Origin of the sequence: Paenibacillus plantiphilus, assembly GCF_927798095.1 — a bacterium.
GTDB classification, from domain to species: domain Bacteria; phylum Bacillota; class Bacilli; order Paenibacillales; family Paenibacillaceae; genus Paenibacillus_Z; species Paenibacillus_Z plantiphilus.
Window position 1 is genome coordinate 1 of the sequence record NZ_CAKMMF010000041.1, and the last position, 21,794, is coordinate 21,794.

General features: G+C 47.1%; 17 protein-coding genes and 3 pseudogenes. 16 read left to right on the plus strand and 4 right to left on the minus strand.

What is annotated here, in order from left to right; translation table 11 throughout:
- Window positions 1-111: 111 nt before the first annotated feature.
- The gene (locus L6H65_RS24255) at window positions 112-366 is read right to left on the minus strand and encodes a hypothetical protein (RefSeq protein ID WP_236346593.1); all 255 of its coding nucleotides are present in this window, start codon (window positions 364-366) and stop codon (window positions 112-114) included.
- Between the two features lie 392 nt (window positions 367-758).
- Between L6H65_RS24255 and L6H65_RS24260 the strand changes: the two genes are divergently transcribed.
- The 16 genes and pseudogenes from L6H65_RS24260 (at window position 759) to L6H65_RS24320 (ending at window position 19,078) form a co-directional block, all read left to right on the plus strand.
- A complete protein-coding gene (locus tag L6H65_RS24260; RefSeq protein WP_236346595.1) occupies window positions 759-5,537 on the plus strand; it encodes a polymorphic toxin-type HINT domain-containing protein in 4,779 nt (1,592 codons plus the stop codon).
- Between the two features lie 28 nt (window positions 5,538-5,565).
- Window positions 5,566-5,871, plus strand: coding sequence for a hypothetical protein (locus L6H65_RS24265; protein WP_236346598.1), 306 nt, complete (start codon window positions 5,566-5,568; stop codon window positions 5,869-5,871).
- 295 nt (window positions 5,872-6,166) lie between these two features.
- Window positions 6,167-6,343: pseudogene (locus L6H65_RS26875) on the plus strand (polymorphic toxin-type HINT domain-containing protein); the annotation flags it as partial.
- An 82-nt stretch (window positions 6,344-6,425) separates the two neighbouring features.
- A complete protein-coding gene (locus tag L6H65_RS24270; protein WP_236346602.1) occupies window positions 6,426-6,932 on the plus strand; it encodes a barstar family protein in 507 nt (168 codons plus the stop codon).
- Between the two features lie 352 nt (window positions 6,933-7,284).
- Window positions 7,285-7,434: pseudogene (locus L6H65_RS24275) on the plus strand (HNH endonuclease); the annotation flags it as partial.
- A gap of 22 nt (window positions 7,435-7,456) precedes the next feature.
- Window positions 7,457-7,900 (plus strand): SMI1/KNR4 family protein, encoded by a 444-nt coding sequence (locus L6H65_RS24280; protein WP_236346605.1) that lies wholly within the window; start codon window positions 7,457-7,459, stop codon window positions 7,898-7,900.
- A gap of 137 nt (window positions 7,901-8,037) precedes the next feature.
- Window positions 8,038-8,392, plus strand: a pseudogene (locus L6H65_RS26880) (polymorphic toxin-type HINT domain-containing protein); the annotation flags it as partial.
- A 202-nt stretch (window positions 8,393-8,594) separates the two neighbouring features.
- Window positions 8,595-9,005, plus strand: coding sequence for a hypothetical protein (locus L6H65_RS24285; RefSeq protein WP_236346608.1), 411 nt, complete (start codon window positions 8,595-8,597; stop codon window positions 9,003-9,005).
- 92 nt (window positions 9,006-9,097) lie between these two features.
- Window positions 9,098-9,586: a polymorphic toxin-type HINT domain-containing protein gene (locus L6H65_RS24290; RefSeq protein WP_290370472.1), complete on the plus strand. Its 489-nt coding sequence runs from the start codon at window positions 9,098-9,100 to the stop codon at window positions 9,584-9,586.
- Window positions 9,587-9,596: 10 nt separating this feature from the next.
- Window positions 9,597-9,926, plus strand: coding sequence for a hypothetical protein (locus L6H65_RS24295; RefSeq protein WP_236346613.1), 330 nt, complete (start codon window positions 9,597-9,599; stop codon window positions 9,924-9,926).
- Between the two features lie 261 nt (window positions 9,927-10,187).
- Window positions 10,188-10,406 (plus strand): hypothetical protein, encoded by a 219-nt coding sequence (locus L6H65_RS24300; RefSeq protein WP_236346616.1) that lies wholly within the window; start codon window positions 10,188-10,190, stop codon window positions 10,404-10,406.
- A 43-nt stretch (window positions 10,407-10,449) separates the two neighbouring features.
- Window positions 10,450-10,968 (plus strand): hypothetical protein, encoded by a 519-nt coding sequence (locus L6H65_RS24305; protein WP_236346619.1) that lies wholly within the window; start codon window positions 10,450-10,452, stop codon window positions 10,966-10,968.
- A 316-nt stretch (window positions 10,969-11,284) separates the two neighbouring features.
- Window positions 11,285-11,419 (plus strand): hypothetical protein, encoded by a 135-nt coding sequence (locus L6H65_RS26650; RefSeq protein ID WP_290370473.1) that lies wholly within the window; start codon window positions 11,285-11,287, stop codon window positions 11,417-11,419.
- A gap of 210 nt (window positions 11,420-11,629) precedes the next feature.
- Window positions 11,630-12,670: a phenylalanine--tRNA ligase subunit alpha gene (gene pheS / locus L6H65_RS24310; RefSeq protein WP_236346621.1), complete on the plus strand. Its 1,041-nt coding sequence runs from the start codon at window positions 11,630-11,632 to the stop codon at window positions 12,668-12,670.
- Window positions 12,671-12,689: 19 nt separating this feature from the next.
- Window positions 12,690-15,131, plus strand: coding sequence for a phenylalanine--tRNA ligase subunit beta (pheT, locus tag L6H65_RS24315; protein WP_236346624.1), 2,442 nt, complete (start codon window positions 12,690-12,692; stop codon window positions 15,129-15,131).
- 416 nt (window positions 15,132-15,547) lie between these two features.
- Window positions 15,548-19,078 carry a hypothetical protein gene (locus tag L6H65_RS24320; RefSeq protein ID WP_236346627.1) on the plus strand — a complete coding sequence of 1,177 codons (3,531 nt, stop codon included), beginning with the start codon at window positions 15,548-15,550 and terminating at the stop codon, window positions 19,076-19,078.
- Between the two features lie 403 nt (window positions 19,079-19,481).
- On the opposite strand, the gene L6H65_RS24325 is transcribed toward L6H65_RS24320, so the two are convergent.
- The 3 genes from L6H65_RS24325 to L6H65_RS24335 form a co-directional block, all read right to left on the minus strand.
- The gene (locus L6H65_RS24325) at window positions 19,482-20,162 is read right to left on the minus strand and encodes an SDR family NAD(P)-dependent oxidoreductase (RefSeq protein ID WP_236346629.1); all 681 of its coding nucleotides are present in this window, start codon (window positions 20,160-20,162) and stop codon (window positions 19,482-19,484) included.
- Window positions 20,163-20,438: 276 nt separating this feature from the next.
- On the minus strand, window positions 20,439-20,819 hold the full coding sequence (locus L6H65_RS24330; protein WP_236346632.1) for a cupredoxin domain-containing protein: 381 nt from the start codon (window positions 20,817-20,819) through the stop codon (window positions 20,439-20,441).
- A 217-nt stretch (window positions 20,820-21,036) separates the two neighbouring features.
- Window positions 21,037-21,402 carry a phage holin family protein gene (locus L6H65_RS24335; RefSeq protein WP_236346635.1) on the minus strand — a complete coding sequence of 122 codons (366 nt, stop codon included), beginning with the start codon at window positions 21,400-21,402 and terminating at the stop codon, window positions 21,037-21,039.
- Window positions 21,403-21,794 lie beyond the last annotated feature (392 nt).

Here is a 21,794-nt window from a genome sequence, read left to right on the forward strand (position 1 = left end):
CTGCAATTTAAACTCGTCGTTATAATGCTGCCTCGTTTTCCCCATTGTGAACACCTCACCTTTTATTAGGATTATTATCTGTCCAACGTTACGAGGTGTCCACTTTTTATTCTAATTGCAAGTCATTATTTTTTCATTTGTAATGAAAATGCAAGTTGAATTCTCAGAGTTTAAGTAAACCCGAAATTCGGTATCACTGTCCATGACCGCTTTAAATTCGGAATAGGGGCCGAAATACCAATTATAATTATCAAGCAATACTTCAGCTTGCTTGATATATTGCTGATCCACTGTTCCAGTATTATTGGTACATGCAGAGGACAATAAAACAAATACAATGCCTAATAGGAATACGAATTTTTTCAATGCTGCACCTCCATGTTTTTTCTCAGCCTTAGGTGTTGCCGTGTTTACCGGTACGACGGTTCTCTTCTATGTTGATGTTCCAGATAATGTCTAAATCCCTTCTGCTATTATAAGCGACATTCCAGTAAAAGGTGTGCTTTCTTTACTAAACCGTGACTGCTTCAGGATAGCAATTTGTTCAACGATATACTGACGTTAGTGATTTTACAGCAGTTTGGAATGACGGCATAAGTGATGATTTAATTTATTAAAAATTATTAATGTATAATTCGACAAAATAACCTATTATTCTACAAATATAGACGTTGTAGGTAATGGGTTGTATTCGTATAATTAGAAAACTATGGCATGCATGACCATAGAACTATAAACAGATGGAAGTGGGGATTTTTTTGTACAGGAGAATCATACAGAGAACGCTGTTTTTCGCAGTCATCATGTGTTTAATCAGTCAGCTATTCAGTCCGGCTTTATTCGTTAATCAAGCCCAAGCGGCGGGAACGAATAAAGTCAATCTGCTTTACGCATCAGTGAAGCAAACCTGCGATACCTGCTACTCCTTTCAAGGAGCTGTAGAGGTAGAAAATCTCGCCTATCAAAAAAAGGTAACCGTCGTTTATAACGCGGGCAATCAAGGCTGGAAGGAGTTTCAAGCACAGTACCTGGGTAAAACGGAAGGCAATCTGGAGGCTTGGACGTTCAAGCTTGAAAACCCGGATTTCGCCAATAAACGGATTCAATTTGCGATTAAGTATGAGGTGAACGGCCAGACGTATTGGGATAACAACAACGGCTACAACACCGATTTCCATATCGGATTAGGGCCGGATGTCACGGTTCCGTCGGTCGTATTGCGCAAGTCGAGGCTCATTACAGGCGATTATTCCGCATCGGATGAAGGGCTGAAAGGCCAGGTTCATCTTCTCAATATCGCTTATCAGAAGGAAGTCAAGATCGTCTACTCGACAGACGGATGGGCAACCAGAAAAGAAGCGTTGGCCAAATATGACGGCAAGCTGCCGGGCAGCAGCAATATTGAAACCTGGTCGTTCCAGATCGGACTCCCCGAATCTGTGCAGAAGGCAGAGTTTGCAGTCGCCTATAAAGTGAATGGCGTCACGTACTGGGATAACAACCTGAAGCAAAACTACAAGGCCGTCATTTCCCCTTATACGCTAAAAGCAGTTCAGACGCTTCGCGCCAAGGTGGAAGCCTTGCTGCAAGAGATTAACCAAAATGACAGCATGAGAAACGATGCTGACAAGCTTCGCCGGCTTGAAGAGGCGCTGAATGCCTATAACGAGGCGATTAAAGCAGAAGAGGAAGCAAACTATCAGGAAGCGCTGCGTCTGTTGAACGAGGCCTGGAGCTTGATGTCCGCGATAAAAGCAGAATTGAATACGGCTGCGGCTGCCGTTCAGCGGCTTAAAGACCATCCGACGGGTGATGGCGATGGTGACGGGCTGACGAATGGCTTCGAATTGGACAAGCTTCGTTCGACCGCAAGTCCGTTCAAGCAAGATAGCGATAACAACGGTATTAGCGATGCGAATGAGGATTTCGATGAGGATGGTCTTACTAACCTGCAGGAACAGACCCTTGGAACGGACCCGCTTCTTGATGATACAGATGGTGACGGTCTGACGGACGGAATCGAGGTGCAATTCGGGACCGATCCATTGCAGGCGGATTCGGATGGCAATGGTGTGGCCGATGGTCAAGAGACCTATGAGCAAACCTTCACCGAACCAGCAACCGGCGCCGAAGTGGAAGTTATAGCGGACGGAGATATTTCACCTTACATCTATGTCACGGATGCCTCGCAAATGGTTGTCACAGAAGCGGTATATGCAATGGGACCTATGATCGAGATCGATACGGAGAAAGAGTTCGATAAAGCGACGATCACAATCCCTGTTGATGAAGCCAAGCTGGCAGGTCGCGACATCCAGAACGTCAAGATGGCTTATTTCGATGAAGAGAAAATGACCTTTGTACCCTTGGACGTACAAGGGGTTGATGCGGAGAATGGCATCGTATGGGGGGAGACCGATCATTTTTCACTCTATACGCTATTCTATATTCCGAATTTAAGCTCCATTTGGCAAGTTCCGTTCCATGCCGGAGAACGGGGAACCAGCACCGAGATGACCTTCATCGATGTCATGCTAATCATTGACTCCTCTGGGAGCATGGATTGGAATGATCCTACGGACATTCGCAAGACTGCGGCCAAAAATTTCATTGACGGGCTTATTCCCGGGAGCCGTGTCGGTGTTGTTGTAGGAGACCGCGCCGGACTTGTTGATTTCGATGACCGGGCAAAGCTCGTGCACCCGTTAACAGATAATTATGCGGCGGTTAAAAGCTCGATTGAAACGATCGACTCAGTCGGCGGAACGGATATTGGCGCCGGTGTCGATGTTGCGAATCAGGAGCTGATCGACAATAGCGATGACGAACGGATCAAGGTAGAGATTTTGCTGACAGACGGTGAGGGCGACTATAGCTCCGCGCATACGCAAGAGGCGATTGCCAACGGCATTACGATCTACACGATCGGACTGGGCAGCAGTGTGGACGAGGCGCTTCTCAAAAATATAGCAGGCAGCACAGGCGGCCAATATTTCCATGCCAGCGATGCATCGGAGCTTCCTATCGTATATGACCGGATCAAGGAGATCGTAACAGAGCCGGAAGATACAGATAAAGACGGAATTCCGGATAGCGTTGAAATAAAAGGGATGCGTGTCGGCTCCAAATACGGCTCATTGATCTTCACAGACCCTAATAATCCCGATACCGATGGCGACGGATTGAATGATGGCGAGGAGATTGGCGCTGCGCACAAAATCACGCTGTTCGGCACCGAGCACAGCTTCTACCCGATGTACAGCAATCCGACCGAAGCGGATAGCGATGGCGATGGGCTCACCGACTATGAGGAGCGCAAGGTTTACAATTCTGAGCCATTGTCTAAGGACAGCGACTATGATGGTCTGGATGATTATTTCGAGGTCCACCATAGATATTCCGATGATATAGACCTTCAGACCGAGGGTAGCGGCGGCGATGTTCAGATTCTGAGCTCAGGGGCTCCCTCTTACATTTATTCGTCCGACCCCAAGAAACGGGATACCGATGGTGATGGGTTGACCGATTTTGTGGAGAAAAATGATAAACGATACCATCCGTCCATACCGGATGTGATTATCAAGAAGAGCTACGAATATACAATCAGGAGTACCGCCACATGGCTAAACCGGATTCATGTCTATGCGCCTGTATATGTGCCAACGGGCTCTACGTTAACGATCAAGCCAAAAACAAAGGTCATCAGCTATCTGCCGAACGACACCAGCACTCTGCTCATTCAAGGCACATTAAACGCGGAAGCCGAAGGAACCCTTAATGACCGGATTTATTTTACCTATGGGAATAAAAAGACTGATGCAAACGATAAATATTGGCGGGGAATTGTAGCGGTAGAAAATTCTGAGTTGAATATCGATAATGTCGGAATCCTTGACGCCTACGGGGCATTAACGCTTTATGGAGGCGCAACTCTGAATGCCAGCAATACGCTAATCTATCGCAGTGCTGCGGCTGTGGCCGTGCCGGAGGTCGCTGCAGGATATATCGCATACGGTACAGATGGTACTGCGGATATCAGCATTGATGGCATGGATATCTCCTCCTCTGATACCGGCATGAACTTTAAGAATGCTGTGTACGCATATATTGCCAATACGAAATTGACCAAAGCCGGTATTAAAATTCATTCTAATCTTGATTTCTCTTCTGTAGTATTGGATAACGTCAGTATTGATTACCAGAAGAAGAGTGGCAGTACAGGCGTTGCAGTTTATAACAAAGCAGAAGTTGATATGTACAATCTTACAGTCAGAAATGCTGAAACAGGCATTTATGCGTCCAACTCTTGGGCACATAACACCATAGTTAACGTGAGTGCCAGCACCATTGCTGACAATGGCGTCGGGATCAAAGTATCGGATGCCATGGTTCAGTATGGAGATGATGTTGCTTTTATCCGGAATGGAAAAAATGTCGTACAGGAAAAAGCGGGAGCGCTCTTCTTGTTTGGTGTGGCACAGGGAGTTGTGGCCGAAATTGGCGGCAGCATATACTACTTGCTTCCGGACCTCTTTGCATTCGCCCAAGCTATTGCCAATGAAGCAGTAACGCTGAAGAGTATAAAGAATGCCCTTGGCAGCACATGGAATGAATACGAAGATTCTTTCAACAATCTGTATTATAACTCTGGAAAAGTCCTTAGCGGGGCTTCCACCATGGGTGAGAGTAAGCAATACGGCAGAGATTTGGTGAGAGGCATTGAAGCAATCTCTGTCGCAGGAGCAGCTACGAAGCTTTCGATTAAAGGACTCAGGAATACGGTCGATGCGGTCAAAAAGCATAAAATCGATTGTAATTGTTTCACAGCTGGAACCAAGGTTCAGACAGACCAAGGGGAGAAACCTATCGAGGAAATCGAGGTAGGGGATAAGGTTCTCTCGAAGGATGATGAGACAGGCGAGATAGCTTATAAAGAAGTTGAATGGCTCTTCCAACGTGATGTTGAGGAAACGTATAATATTACTGTTGGTGAAGAAGTCATAACGACAACTGATGAGCATCCGTTCTGGATTGTAGGAAAAGGTTGGGTGGAGGCACAGCATCTTGTGGTGGGCGATGTTCTGACAACTTCTGATGGCAAAGAATTAGCCATTGAGAAGATTGATGTTAAGCAGGAGCACGCCACGGTCTACAACTTCAAGGTGAAGGAATTCCATACGTACTTTGTTTCTAGTCTTGGAATCTGGACGCATAATAAATGTAATCTTGGTCCAGGAAAAGTTGTCTTTACTGGTGATGGTGTTAAACATGTTGAGCAAAGACACATTGGAAATGTTTCAGGTTGGGAAAATAAAAGCAAATGGACTGTAACAGGAGGATATTGGAGAACATACAGCAGAGACACTATTAAAAGTGCTGATAGAGTGTCTATGGACGGCGATAGATTTGTATATGAGAAGCAGTTTAATAAAGTCATGGGTGTCGATGCAAATGGGAACAATTTGTACAAAGTCAGAGTAGTTGTGGACAAAAATGGATATCTCGTGACATCTTTTCCTCAAGCAGATTGGAAATAGATTTGATGCATATAAAAGGAGGGGGAGTATGGGATTGGACATAGTAATGTATAATGATAAAAACGTCAGGATGCAATTAATTGAAATACCAAGAAGTTTGCATGAAGCCATATTTAGTGGCACTCAGATCTGGGGAAGTTACATGTATTTGAGGAAAATCAAAGATTATTATAAGACAAATGTTCGATTTACTGCATCTGAAATAAACTATTTTATCGAGGATTTAAGGCAAATCAAGCAATTTGTGGCTTCTAACTATCATTCAGATTTGATTATGATAATTGAGAAATTGAGTGATGGCAGTGTGAAAACCATACATGTTGCAGGAGATTAAGTTATTGACCTTGAAGGGGACTGCCTTCAAGGTCTTTTTTTTGTGCGTTTGGCAGCACATCGTACTAACGAGTGAAAGACCCTAGCGCACTGGGAGGTGGCGGAAGCGCTTACCGTAGGGGAATCGTGGAACAAATGCGGCAACGTCCGACATTGGATTTCGACAGACTACCAAGCCAAATGAGTAGAGGCGGCTGGGCAAAGACAGAAATCAACGTCAAGGAAACCGAGAGTTAAACAAGATTCTATGGGGATTAGCAGTCAGACAAGTTCAGACCGCTAGAACGTCAAGAAGCCGCGGATGGACAGAAGTCAAAGACCTAAAGGTTGGGGACTTGCTTGTTACGAGTGGTGGGGCTACACTGGCAATAGACAAGATAGAGAAAGAGCCGCGTGAAGCAACGGTTTATAATTTTGAGGTTGCAGATTTCCATTCGTACTTTGTGTCCAATCTTGGGATTTGGGTGCATAGTTATAGGTGATGATGGTACAGTTTACTACACTACAGACCATTATAAAACCTATGCAAAAATCAAATAATTGTAGGAGATGCGCATGAGTACAAATAGTTCTGATGTTGTTTCAGGATTGCAGTATTTCTACATTACCGAGTGTGACATTTCAGATTTTTGTAATCTGCAATGGAAATTTAATGAATCATCAGAAATGAAAGTAGTTGCAAAAATGATAAGAGGAGAGAAGTGTACTACCCTCCATGAACTTTTTCATGAATTTTCGGCGGCTCTTCAATTCCCTTATTACTTCGGTGAAAACTGGAATTCTTTTGATGAGTGTGTAAATGACTTGGAGTGGTTACCGGCAGATGCTTATATTTTGTGTATTAGCCATTCTGAGCAAATTTTGAAATTGCCTAGTAGTGAGGTCGAGATTTTTTTTCGAACTTTATTGAGCGCTGGGCAAGAGTGGATGAGTGGAAGAGATTTAGGAGCGATAACAACGCCATCTACACCATTCAAAGTTGTGTTCCATTGTACAACAGGTACAAGTCAAAATATCGCAATAAAATTCCATGATTTAGGGATTGAACTGAGGCAACTATAAACACTGGTCATGACCACGTTTTTTCAGTTACAGTGTTGGAAATACTCGGAAGTGACAAATCGATTCTAGGGACTGCACAGAAATACATGCGAACTTAAACGATACAACTTCAAATGGAAGCTGATAGAGCATTAGGTAGAATCTAGTCAGCACAGACTCATAAGATATTGACTGTTATCCATAATGGATAACCGTCAGGCTGTCGAGAAAGTCTCGGCAGCTTTCTTTATGTTTAATTGATTTAACACGACTCCGCGTTAATTTAGTTAATAATGGTGACAAATAAATGGTGTCGCATAATGCTGCGTTCTAATCGAGATAAACAGCAGAATTATGAGCATCTGCAAAACAGCTTGAACAAATAAATAGTGGCTCTGCCAAGATTTCAGATATTACATGGCACCATCATCAAGACACTGGCAGGATTCAGTTAGTGGACTCAACGATTCATAGTAAGACTGGGCATACTGGCGGAAAAAGTATTTGGGGTGGAGGCAGGTAAATATCATTAGGGAGGATAGAATATGACTGAGTTAACATGGAAGTATGTAGAGGAAGCGGCTGATTTAAATGAAATTAATAAGGTTGAGGATATCTTAGGAGTGAAATTTCCTGAAGATTTTATTCAATGTGCTATCATTAATCATGGGGCAATGCCAACATTAAATACCTTTGATTTTGAAGGATATAAGGGGGCTTCTGTTGGTGAATTACTCAGTTTTAATTCCAGTAGTTCTATTTATGTTCTGAATATCTTTAACGACATCAGAGACAGACTTTTGGATAGAGTTATTCCGATTGCAAACGACCCGGGTGGTAATTTTATATGTTTTGATTATAGGAAAAAGTTCGTTCCTACGGTAGTTTACTGGGACCACGAACGAGCATTTGAAAACCCTAGTCAGAGTGTTATTTATATTTGTGAGACATTCACAGAGTTCTTAAACAAATTATATATTATTGAATAGTGTTACTGACCTTGAGGACGGCAATCCTCAAGGTCTTCCTTTTACCCCACCTACTAACGAACGAATTATCTTGAAATATCGCCGCCTCCCGTATGAAAATACAGCAGAGGTACAGCGCGATCAGCGACTGTAAGACTCTTTACATTGGTGATGAAGTTATTGAGGCAACGGCGGAGCATCCATTCTGGCTTGACGGCAAGGGATGGACAGAAGTCAAAGATCTGAAGGTTGGAGACTTTCTTGTTACGAGTGGTGGGCTACATTGACAATAGACAAGATAGAGAAAGAGCCGCGTGAAGCAACGGTTTATAATTTTGAGGTGCAGATTTCCATTCGTACTTTGTGTCCAATCTTGGGATTTGGGTGCATAATTGTTTTGTTGATACTGATAAGAAGATGTATCAAGTAGGAGATCACTTTAATAAGCATGGAAGGGCTATGGGCTATGCCTCAAAAAAGAGTACGAGGCTGCTGCAAAACAGTTTGCATTAACTCATTCGAACAATCCCAATGCAACTCTTTATCAAGGAACGTGGAATGGTAAAGGGATTTTGAATGGTACTACTCAGTATGCCGTGACGTATAATAATCGAACTGTAATTATCGATGCTTCCAATGGTCAAGTAATCGATTTTTACACAGGTTCAACGTACGGAGGACTTATTAACCTTAAAAGGCTGAGGTGAGTTGCAATATGGCGGCTGACGAAACTATTATTGCTGGTCAAAGTGTAGGGAAGTATATACTTAATATGCCATATGAAACTATTCTCGAATTGCTAAATGAAGAAAAATATGTAGTGAGAGATTTAATGGAGTACACAGTGGTTGAATGCTCCAATATTAAGTTTTGGATTAGCAAGAAGGATAAAAAAGCCAAACAAATTCTTGTGCAGGGAAGTTTTGAAGGGAAATTCTGCGATGCAATAGGTATTGGCTCTAATTTGACTCAAGTTAAAAATCATGTAGGTGAATGGTATCAAGAATTGGATGCCTACTACGTTAAAAACCACATTGGAATTTGTTTTCAACTTTATGATGAAGACGACTGGAATGCGGACACAGCACCTATACAATTTATTTCAGTTTTCACCCCAGACCTGTAAGGGATTTAAAAAGTGAGCATATACTACTTGCTCCCGGACCTGTTTACATCGCCTAAGCTATTGCTGGTGGACAAGCGGGGCTTCCACCATGGGTGAGAGTAAGCAATACGGCAGAGAGTAACGGGAATACCTTGAAGATTGACAACATCAAGATTGTTAAGCACGAAGAAAAGGTCAAGGTTTACAACTTTACTGTTGCAAACTTCCATACCTACTTTGTAAGCGACTTAGGCATTTGGGTTCATAATATTGACAGCTGTGGTAGAGCAGTAAAATACGCAACTGACCCATTAGCTAAACAACTAGATACACTTGACGATAGATTATATGGAATGTGGAATAAAGGCAGTTTTGATACCGCAGGGGATTTATTGATAAACCACTTCAAAAAACATGGTTCTCAGGTTGGTGCTGAAGATTTGACACAATATATAAGAAAAGCTGAGGGCTTTGCACAGAATCTACGGGGTGCAACAAAGAGTAATGCAGATGGAGCAGTTGAGGGTGTGATAAGGTATAAGAAGAACGGCAAATATATAGATATTGCCCCTGACGGAACAATTATTTCATTTGGGAAATAGGTGAAATGCAATGGACGACTGGAAAAGTATTAAAGTTGATGGTGTGACGAAAATAGAAAAAATTGTTGCTGAGTTTAATGTTTGGGCTATTCAAAAGCTACCATTTCCCAAATTCAAAGTAAAAATAAAGGAGATTAGCACAGGAGGGTTTTCTGGTTCAACTAACGTTGCAGTTAGAAGTTTATTAGATAATGAACCGGAATGGACAATCGGTTTTGGTAATACTATAACTGAATCACTGGAAGATACGATTAAGTCCTTTTTTGAAACGATTGAGGGTATGGAAGAAACAAGCCTATCTGAAGATGACTTCGTATGGTCAGACCCACATGATTTTTAGTATTAAGACCTTGGGGCAGGGTCCTCAAGGTCTTTTTTTTGTGCGCCACGTATGGCGACTAACTAGGCGGTGAAAGTCCGCTGTGGGGGTTTGTAGTTACCAACCACTAGCCAGAAGCAAGGGTGTCCATCGCGAGGTGGAATCTGAAGGAAGCTGGAGGCAAAGTTCCGACCCGAGGAACTTGAACATCATCAGGTATAAGGTATGGGATGAGCTTGCAAAACAAAGCGAAGTCATACTTTCTTTCTCGATAAATCAGGGATGAAACATATACTTGAGCGTCATCATCATCCAAAATACTGGGATGGTTCTATTAAGGATGATCAATCATTCTTTGATGCCAATATGTCAATGGATGATATTTCAAACGCAATTAAATCGGTTATGCAACAAAATCGAGAAATATTATCTAGTAAGGGAACTAAAGGCTCTATCAAATTAGGGGCACTTACAATGATAAGAACCATGTTCTTGGAATAAAGAATGGACGTGTAGGTCAATTTTATAATCCGTAGGTGATAATATGTTTGAAATAAAGTCATATTTAAAACGTCCTCAAAGCACAATTACTGATTTGAATGACGTTGTTAACTTTCCAGAGAGATATTTTATTGAGATTACTGATTCTTTGGCATTGAAAAGTGTTGTTGAAGAGTGGGATTATTTTTATCTCGATGGAGCAATTAGTATGAAGTACTACGATGAAAAATTGATGGATTTTAGATTATGGGATTTGATAGACCAGTTGTGGGCATATTTTTTGAACGTAATTACAGAGTTTATAAAGAAAGGTGAAGGAAGCACATACTTTCCAGACCAGCCAGTCGAATTGATGCTGAAGAAAGTGTCTAATCACTCTCTGGAGTTTACAATTACTGGCAGTAAGTCTATGGAGGTTATACTACCGAAGGATGATTTTTTAATTGCGCTACTTGATGGGGCAGAACAATTCTTCACTTGTATGAGTGATACTTTTAGTTCTGATTGTGATTATTCTAATGAATTAATGGAAATAGAAAATTTGAGAGCAAGTATAGTCTAAAATCATCGTGATCTTGAGGGAGTATGCCTCAAGGTCTTTTCTTTTACTGCCACCCAGTGCCGAATGAATGGGGCAGCTACGTTCATAAGAACTTAACCCTCATCACCCCCGTATGATATTCCTCTAATATGCCTGTACGCACATGGAGAGAAAAATATCGAAGACACTGAGGTCGGAGATAAGGTTTTCGCCAAGGATGAAAATAACCCTGATGGAGAATTGGCTTGCAAACCATCAAAAGGGATTTTCCATTGTTGCGTCCCCGTCAAGCTTTGCTTATAATAGATAATTAAGTATGCAGCAATATTGCAATGCAATGATGGAGAAAAGTAAGCAGCAGTTCGTGCACAGGGAGAAGACGCCATGGATTGAGAGCGGCTTCGCAAGTGGAACGCTGACGAAGTTCACTCTTGAGCAGGCTCCTGAACACGCCCGAGCGGCGGTTAAGTAGGGAAGTCCCGGTCCCCGGCCCGTTACAGCCGGTAATGAGGGATTGACCATTTCTGCTATGGACATTCATTCCAGAGCGCTGCCGGTAGCGGTGCGCGGCGAATGTATGCGGCGGTGGGGAAGGCAATCCGAATTAGGGTGGTACCACGGTTCTTTCGTCCCTTGCGGGGAGAAAGGCCTTTTTTTATTTACACGGAAGGGAATGGATGAGATGAAAGAGCGATTGGAAGCATTGCGGACAGAGGCGCTAAACGAACTGGAATTGGTAGGTGATCCGCAGAAGCTGAATGATCTGAGGGTCAAATATTTGGGCAAGAAGGGCGCATTGACGGAAATACTTCGCGGCATGGGAGCGCTTAGCGCGGAGGAGCGTCCTGTCATTGGGCAGGTCGGCAATGAGGTGCGCGCCGCTATTGAAGCTGTTATTGAAGAGAAGCAATCCGTATTCCAGCAGGCGGAGACGGAGAACCGGCTTCGCGCGGAGACGATTGATGTTACACTGCCTGGCAGCAAGCTGCCTGCTGGTGCAGTTCATCCGCTGAACAAGGTGGCTCAGGAGATCGAGGATATTTTCGTCGGATTGGGTTATACGATTGCGGAAGGGCCGGAGGTAGAGACGGATTATTTCAACTTCGAGGCGCTTAATCTTCCGAAGGACCATCCAGCGCGCGATATGCAGGACTCGTTCTACATTACGGATGATATTCTGATGCGTACGCAGACCTCGCCTGTTCAGATACGGACAATGAAGGCGATGAACGGCAAGACGCCGGTCAAGGTTATTTGTCCAGGCAAGGTGTATCGCCGCGATGATGACGATGCGACGCATTCGTTCCAATTCAATCAGATCGAAGGTCTCGTTATTGGACCGAATATTCGGATGAGCGATCTCAAGGGAACGCTGCTGCAATTCGCGCAGCTCATGTTCGGCAAGCAGGCACAGATTCGCCTCCGTCCGAGCTTCTTCCCGTTCACAGAGCCAAGCGCTGAGGTTGATATCTCATGTGCGCAATGCGGCGGAGAAGGCTGTCGGATGTGCAAGCATACCGGCTGGCTCGAAATTCTTGGATGCGGCATGGTTCATCCGCGCGTGCTGGAGATGGGCGGCTACGACCCTAATGAAGTAAGCGGATTCGCTTTCGGCATGGGTGTGGAGCGTATCGCGCTGCTGAAATACGGCATTGACGATATCCGTCATTTCTATACGAATGACGCGCGTTTCTTAGGCCAGTTCGTCCGCATGCAAGGGTAGAGAATAGGAGGCTAATACGATGAATGTATCTTATAAATGGTTGAATGAATATATCGATTTGAACGGCTATACAGGCGAGGCGCTCGCAGAGCTCATGACGAGCGGCGGCATCGAGATCGATGTTGTGGAATCCCGCAACAAAGGTGTAAGCGGGGTGGTCGTCGGACGCGTAGTTACACGGGAGAAGCATCCCGATGCCGATAAGCTGAGCGTATGTACGGTGGATGTGGGTGGAAGCGAGCCGCTGCAGATTGTTTGCGGCGCGAAAAATGTTGCTGCAGGCCAGCTCGTTCCGGTTGCGACGGTCGGTGCGAAGCTGCCGGGGGATTTTGCCATCAAGCGGGCTAAGCTCCGCGGGGTGGAGTCGCAGGGCATGATTTGCTCGGCGAAGGAAATCGGACTGAATGAGAAGCTGCTGCCCAAGGAGCAGCAGGAGGGCATTCTGGTTCTCCCCGAGGGAATGACGGTAGGCCAATCCATTCTGGATGTTCTGGGGATTGATGATGAGGTGCTGGAGCTGGATTTGACGCCGAATCGTTCTGATTGCCTCAGCATGCTTGGTGTTGCTTATGAGGTTGGCGCTCTGACCGGACGGGAAGTTAAGCTGCCAGACAATCAGGTGTCAGACACGACTGAGCTTGCCTCGGAGCATCTTTCGGTGCAAATCGAAGCGGTGGAGCAGTGCTCCCACTATGCTGCGCGTTATATTAAGGGTGTTGTGATTGGACCTTCGCCGCAATGGATGCAGAACCGTCTGATGGCGGCAGGCATTCGTCCAATCAGCAATGTTGTAGACATTACGAACTTCGTCATGCTGGAATATGGCCAGCCGCTCCATGCATTTGATGCGGACAAAGTGAACCATGGACGAATCGTCGTTCGACTTGCCCGTGAAGGCGAGGTTATCGTAACGCTGGATGATCAGGAGCGCAAGCTTGAGCCGCATACACTGGTCATTACAGATGGCGAGAAGCCGATTGCGCTTGCGGGTGTAATGGGGGGAGCAAACTCGGAGGTTAACGAGTCGACGGTGAATATTTTGCTGGAGTCGGCACGTTTCGATGGCGGTACAGTCCGCAAAACCTCGCGTCAAATTGGTCTTCGCTCTGAGTCCAGCATTCGTTTCGAGAAAGGCGTAGATCCAGCCCGTGTTGTACCGGCGCTTGATCGTGCCGCTGCGCTGATTGCGAAATATGCCGATGGCCTTGTATTGGAGGGCGTAGTGCAGGAGGTTGCTTCTGCGCCGGAAGAGAAGGAGATCTACGTTTCGCTGGACAAAATCAATCGCTATCTCGGCACTGAGCTGTCAAAGCTGGAAGTACAAACGTTGTTCGGGCGTTTGCAATTTTCATTCGAGCTGTCCCTGGACGGGGTATTCAAGGTGCAGGTTCCTTCCCGTCGCGGCGACATTACACGAGATGTGGATTTGATTGAGGAAGTGGCGCGTCTATACGGCTACGATAATATTCCAACGACACCGATTGAAGGAGCTGCGACGCCTGGCGCGTTGACGAAGCCGCAGGCGATCCGCCGCGAGCTGCGCAAAAGGCTGACGGATGCCGGTCTGAATGAAGTGATCAGCTATTCCTTCACACACCCAGATCGGACGAGATTGTTCCCTGCGCTTAATGGGAGCGTCGTGCCTATTCGATTGTCGCTGCCAATGAGCGAGGATCGGAGCGTGCTGCGAACGAGTCTGCTGCCGCAATTGCTGGAAACGGCAACTTATAATCGCAATCGCAAAATTGAAGATTTGTCGCTGTTCGAAATCGGCAGCGTCTTCCATACGGAGGAGACAGAGCTGACTCGCTTGCCGCAAGAGAAGCATCGTCTTGCTGTACTGCTTACGGGCAGCAGAACGAGCACGCAATGGAATCGGAAATCTTCTCCAGTAGATTTCTATGATGTGAAAGGCGTGCTGGAAACAGTGGGCGAGGTGCTAGGCATTAGCGGGCTCATTTCTTATGTTGCTGCACAGCCGGAGGATATGCATCCTGGCCGCACAGCTGCAATCGTACTCGAAACAGAGCGCGGTCCGGAGACGATCGGATATGTTGGACAAGTTCATCCGGCGCTCCAACTGGAGCATGATCTTCAGGATGTGTATGTGCTGGAGATTGAGCTTGCACCGCTATATGACGCGGCTAACTTCGATATTGCGTATAAGTCGCTTCCGCGTTATCCGGCGATGCAGCGGGATATTGCGGTTGTGCTGAACCGTGAGATTGAGGTGGGCAAAGTAATCGATGCCGTGCGTGAGACAGCTGGGGAGCTGCTGGAGTCGGTCAATGTCTTCGATATTTATACTGGCGAGAAGCTTGGCGCAGAGAAGAAAAGCGTGGCGCTGTCACTTGTATACAGACATGATGCGCGTACGCTGACAGATGAAGAAGTAACGGAATTGCACGGTAGGGTTGTGGCAAAATTAGAACAATCTTTTGCTGCGGAATTACGCAAATAGGCAGGAGATACCCCGAGCCGCATCGAATTAGTTCCTTGCGAACAAAATCGATGCGGTTTTGTTTTTAGAATGGAGAGGGAAAGAAACATGCTCTGCCAGTAAATGAGGCGGAAGCCGTTTCTTTTTGGTTTATTATGGACTGTGTTGGATTTGGTGCTTTTAGGTAATGAAGAGGGATTTTAAAGCGAATCTGTGGAATAATTTGGTGTGGCGGCAAGCGGGTTTTGCTTCGCAAAACTTGAAGGGACGGCAGCGAGGTGGGTTTTGCTTCGCAAAACATGAAGGAATGGAAGCGAAGAAATTTGCTTCGCAAACTTGAATGAACAATAGTGAGATAATTTTATTTCGCAAAACTTAAAAGAAACAGCTTACGAAGTGAGTTTTGCTTCGCAAAACTTTTAGGAGGAAATTTTTGTATGAATGCTCCCCAGCGTACTAGCGTGACGGTTGACATATATGGTAACCAATTTAAATTAATGGGAAATAACAACGCAGATTATATTAAGCGGATCGCGACTTTGGTTGATGAGAATATGCATAAAATAGCGAAGGGTTATCCGAGGCTCGATTTGCCTAAACTCGCTATGCTGGCAGCCGTTCATATGGCCGAAGAGGTTTTTCGTTTACGTGCCGATAACGAGAAGATGAATGAGACAGAGCAGCGCCGTGAGGCTGCTGTCGCAGAATTGGAACAAGCGAAGCTGGCACTTGCTTCGCTGCGGGATCAACTGGCAACGCAGCGTGAAGAGCTTGCTTTGCAGCGATCAAACTCGCAAGCAGAGCGTGAGCAAGAGCGGAAAGGAGCCAGCGAAGAATTGTTGCGCTTGCAGCAAGCGTGGGGCACTGAGCGAACAGAACTTCAGGAATTGCAGGCTCAAGAGGCTATAACGGCACTTGAAGAGCTAGAGCGCGTACGTGCAGAACTTCAAGCACAATTGCAGCAGCAGCGCGATTCCGCTCGCATCGAGATTGAGCGGGAACGCGAAGCTGCGAAAGCGAAAGCGGAGCAGGGTCAAGCGGAGCTTCAGCAGCAGCTCGCAAATGCTGCGGCGGAAGCGGAACTGGAGCGAGAACTGCTGCGCGAGGAATTGGAGCGTATGCGCGCGGAAGCAGAGCAGCAGCGTGAGAGCGAGAGTGAAGCAGCACAGGCGGAGCTGGAGCGTGTGCGTGCGGAAGCAGCGCAGCAGCGTGAGAGCGAGAGCGCAGCAGCGCGAGCGGAACTGGAGCGTGTGCGCGCGGAAGCAGAGCAGCAGCGTGAGAGCGAGAGCGGAGCAGCGAAAGCGGAGCTGGAGCGTGTGCGTGCGGAGGCAGCGCAGCAGCGTGAGAGCGAGAGCGAAGCAGCGCAGGCGGAGCTGGAGCGTGTGCGTGCGGAAGCAGAGCGCCAGCGAGCAGCCTTGCGAGAGGAGCTTGAGCAGCAATTAGTCGGAGCAGCAGCAGAAGCAGAGCTAGAGCGAGAACTGCTGCGCGAGGAAGCAGAGCAGCAGCGAAAGAGCGAGAGTGAAGCAGCGAAAGCGGAACTGGAGCGTTTGCGTGCGGAGGCGGAGCGCCAGCGAGCAGCCTTGCGAGAGGAGCTTGAGCAGCAATTAGTCGGAGCAGCAACAGAAGCAGAGCTGCATCGCAAGAGCGAGAGTGAAGCAGCGCGAGCGGAACTGGAGCGTGTACGTGCGGAAGCAGAACGCCAGCGGTTAGCCTTGCGAGAAGATCTGGAGCAGCAGTTAGCGGGAGCAGCGGCAGAAGCAGAGCTACAGCAAGAGCTGCTGCGCGAGGAAGCGGAGCAGCAGCGCAAGAGCGAATGTGAAGCAGCGCAGGCGGAACTGGAGCGCGTGCGCGAGGAAGCAGAGGTCCAGCGAGCAGCCCTGCGAGAAAAGCTGGAGCAGCAGTTGGCGGAAGCAGCGGCAGAAGCAGAGCTAGAGCGAGAGCTTCTACGCGAGGAAGCGGAGCAGCAGCGCAAGAACGAGCGCAAAGCGGCGCAAGCCGAGCTAGAGCGTATGCGCGCGGAAGCAGAGCTAGAGCGAGAACTGCTGCGTGAGGAAGCAGAGCAGCAGCGCAAGAGCGGAAGTGAAGCAGCGCAGTCGGAACTGGAGCGCGTACGTGCGGAAGCAGATGCCCGGCAAGCAGCCCTGCGAGAAGAGCTGGAGCAGCAGTTGGCGGAAGCAGCGGCGGAAGCAGAGCTAGAGCGAGAACTGCAGCGTGAGGAATCGGAGCAGCAGCGCAAGAGCGAGAGTGAAGCAGCGAAAGCGGAGCTAGAGCGTGTGCGTGCGGAAGCAGAGCGCCAGCGAGCAACCTTACGAGAAGAGCTAGCGCAGCAATTTGTCGGAGCAGCGGCAGAAGCAGAGCTAGAGCGAGAACTGCTGCGTGAGGAATCGGAGCAGCAACGCAAGAGCGAGAGTGAAGCAGCGAAAGCGGAGCTAGAGCGTGTACGTGCGGAAGCAGAGGCCCAGCGAGCAACCTTGCGAGAAAAGCTGGAGCAGCAGTTGGCGGAAGCAGCGGCAGAAGCAGAGCTAGAGCGAGAACTGCAGCGTGAGGAAGCGGAGCAGCAGCGCAAGAGCGAGAGTGAAGCAGCGAAAGCAGAGCTAGAGCGTGTACATGCGGAAGCAGAGCGCCAGCGAGCAACCTTGCGAGAAGAGCTAGAGCAGCAATTAGTCGGAGCAGCGGCAGAAGCAGAGCTAGAGCGAGAGCTTCAACGCGAGGAATCGGAGCAGCAGCGCGAGCTAGAGCGCAAAGCGGCGCAAGTCGAGCTAGAGCGCTTACGAGCGGAGCTGCAGCAGCAAGAGAGTGAACGTGAAGCCGCTCAACGTGCGCTTGAAGAGGCGAAGAACCAGCTCGTTAGCGAGAATAAAGCGTTGCAGGCCAAGCTGGAACGGCAACATTCAGAGCTTGAGCAACAATTCGAACGTGAACGTGAAGCAGCACTGCTGAAGCTGGAGCAGCAGCGGACTCAAGCAGCGGCAGAGCTTGAGCAAGAACGCGAGACTGCACATTCTTTGCTTGAACAAGCCTTGCATGAAGGCGAAGAGCAGACAGTAGCAGTAGAAGCTAAGCTTACTGCTCAATACGAAGCAATGCTGAATAACTGGAAAGCGGATGCGGATAAACGTTTGCAAGCTCAGCGCGAGGAGATGGAGGTCCGTGAGGCGCAATGGCGTCAAGAGAATGAACGTTACCAATTACAGCTTCAGGATCTGCGTCGTATACAGGATGAATCGAAGAAAAATCTGGACGAGCAGCAGCAGGCAGCGGATCGGATATTAACGGAGGCTGCTGAGCAGGAAGAGTCTCTTCGTTCAACGATTGATCGTCTGGAGAGCGATCTCGAAGGTCGCGAAAAAACGTTACAAGAGTTGCAGCAATTACATGATGAATGGCGGCAAAAGGAACTTCGCTATGAACAATTTGCTAAACAACAAGAACAGAAGTTCATTCAGCTTAGCAAACAATTAGAGGAACAGAAACAGCATGCCAATCAATCTGACAAGCTGCGCCAAGAGCTTATTAGTCAGCGCGACCAAGCGAATAATGAGCATCAAAGATTGGTTGCTCGTGAAGCCGAACTGAGCAGCAAGCTGCAAGATACTGAAAAGCAGATATCCGCAGCAGCGGGGCAAGCACAGCTTGAAGCTTCCGAGGTTAGCGAGCAGCTTCATGCAGCTGTGCAAGAGATCGAACTGGCCAGACAGCAAGCTGCTGCATATGCAGAGACAGAGGCTGAATTGCAAGAACAGCTGAGGCTTAGTCAAGCGGAAACAAGAACAGCATATGAGCGATCGCAAAAGCTTAATGAACGTCTTACGGAGCTCGAATCGGTGCTTGCAGATGTAGACAATTCCGAATGTGATCTGAAAATGATATACGAACAGCTTGAAATCGAACACAACAAACTCAAGATAGAATACTCGAAGCTGCAAACGGAATACAATGAGTGGATCGATTTGATGGAGAAGAGTTAATTCACCGTGCGAATAGGTTCAGTAATCTGCAGCCCCCGCCGCATAGCTGCAAAAATGCAGCTCCTGCATAAAATTTGAGCGCTTTTAACCGAAGTAACTGCAAAAATACATTAAAAATCGCTAAACTCCGGTGCAATGGTGCTTTTCTGGTTCAATTACTGTATTTTTGCAGGAAGTGGACTCGGAATTGGTCTATATTTTAACATTTGCTGTATTTTTGAAGTAACGAGGGCAAGCCCGAGGTTGGAGTGGCAGTTGGAGTAAAAGTCGGAGCGGCAGTTGGAGCAATTGTCTGCGTAATATACGTGCTATCCGAGCAGCAGTGTCTGGTGTAATGTCCTTGCTAAAAAGAACCTCCAATGCCACGCTAAGTGGTTTGGAGGTTCTTTTATAGACAGAAGATTCAATAGGTAACAAGCGTGCCTGTTGGGCCGCCAGGAGGCAATGTAGCCAGTCGAAGCAGATCGGGGGTGACGACTTCGGGCTCTTTGCCGGTGGCATGCATCTCTGTTCGCAGGGTGCCGGGGTTGTAAAGGTTGACAAGTATGCCGTATTCATTCTCTTCGTCGGCTACAGTTCGAGTAAGGGACTCCAAACCTGCTTTTGCCGCGCTGTAGGCTGCATATCCTCCGGCTCCGTTGGAGGCAAGCGATGAGGTTATGTTGATGATTCTTCCATAACGAGCCTTGCGCATGGAGGGCAGTGCCGCTTTTGTCAGTAGAAAAGGTCCCGTCAGGTTAACGGCGATTTGCCGTTCCCATTCTCCGCTTGTAAGCTCGATTACTTCGCCCGGCTCAAAAACAGCGGCATTATTCATGATGATATCCAGCCTGCCGAATGTAAGCAAAGTCGCCTCAACTGCATGATTGATCTGTTCCTCGTTTGAGATATCTGTAGGAATGACCAATGATTGTGCGCCTGTGCCAGTCTGCTGAATGAGCGCTGCTGTCTCGTCCAGCTTCTGCTTGCGTCTTCCGAGCAGGACCACATGCGCGCCTTCCTGAGCAAAAGCTATTGCCGCCGCCCTCCCCAATCCGGTTCCTGCACCGCTGATGACAGCTACCTGACCTTTCAAATTACTCATTGTATCAGCCTCCATCCGATTCATTTGCGTTTCATTCATCTTAGCAAGAAGACCAGCGCGGGGGAAGGGGCACAGTCATAAGTCTTTTTTATGCCATTCATAAGGAGTTTGAAACCTCCCTGCCGGCGAACCTCTGTCATGCAACTCAGTATCGCACGTTTAAGGGGGCGAGCGGATGCGAAAACTCAGTTGAGAGCAACAAAAAAACCGCTCCCAACGTCATCGCATGATGACATCGGAAGCGGAGGTGGTTACTATGTTTAACTATCCATAAAGTTATTCTACGATAATTTTAGCGATCATGCCCGAGTGGCCAGTGCCACACGCTATGTTACAGTGAATTTCATACTCGCCCGGATTGTTGAAGGTCAGCACTTTGGAGTCATTGTTTGAAAGTTTGAAATTCATATCATTGCTTCCGATACCGTGGGGGCCTTCCTCGGATTCCAGTGTAATTTTGGTAGGCTCGCCTTTCTTGATTTTATATTCGGCTTGATCGAACTTCCAGTTGGTAGCTTTAATAACGACCTCAGATGTAGCTGCGGCACCCGTTTCGACTACGCCGCCATCATTTGCACTCTCATTATTCGAGCCGCAAGCAGCCATAATCATCATAAAAGCAGCGACTACAGACAGCAATAACATTCTTTTAAACATGTAATTTACCTCCTAGTGTAGTTTTTATTTTTGCAACATTTCTATTATAGCGCTTATTCAATTGAATTTCAGTGTCGAACTAATGAATGTCAGATGAACATTTGATGAACAATGGACAGCATTGAACGCATATGTAGAATGAGAGAAAAACCGGGTTTGCAGGTCATTTCTGTCCTGCTGCAACCCGGTCCGAACTGAAACAGTCTCGTACAACAAATTAGTGATCGCTGCTGTTTCGGCGTCCTGCTGCATAAGGAGAGGCAACTGGAATGAACAGGTCGATGATACCGATAACTAGTGCAGCCAGGATAGCACCAAGTATGGTAACCGACACACCGCTCACGATAAACTGTGCGATCCAGATAACGGCGGCGCTGGCCAAGAATCCAACTATGCCTCGGCCGAAGGGAGTAACATGCTTGCCGAAGACCCCTTCAATGATCCAACCCAATGCGGCGATAATAAGCGCAAGGAATAAGGCGCTCCAGAATCCGCCAACACTGAATTGGGGAACGATAAAGCCAACAATCATAAGCACAATCGCTGAAACAACAAATCGAACGACATGACCTAGAAAGTTCAATTCGAAACCTCCTCTTCTAAAGTTTTCTGCGTACATCCCCGAGCAGCATCCGCGTAAAGCAGAAAACTAACTTTGGAAGCATACGCAAAGTTTTCTGCGTACATTCCCGAGCAGCATCCGCGTAAAGCAGAAAACTAACTTCGGAAGCATACGCAAAGTTTTCTGCGTACATCCCCGAGCAGCATCCACGCAAAGCAGAAAACTGGCATCGGAAGCATATGCAAAGTTTTCTGCATACATCCCCGAGCAGCATCCGCGCAAAGCAGAAAAACTAACTTCGGAAGCATCCGCTGAAAGTGGGAATAGATTGTTACGGTTGCAACACTTATTGTTACCTTACTGCGGAGAGTCATGCATGGTAGCTTACGTCATGGCATACACTGTCAGCTTCG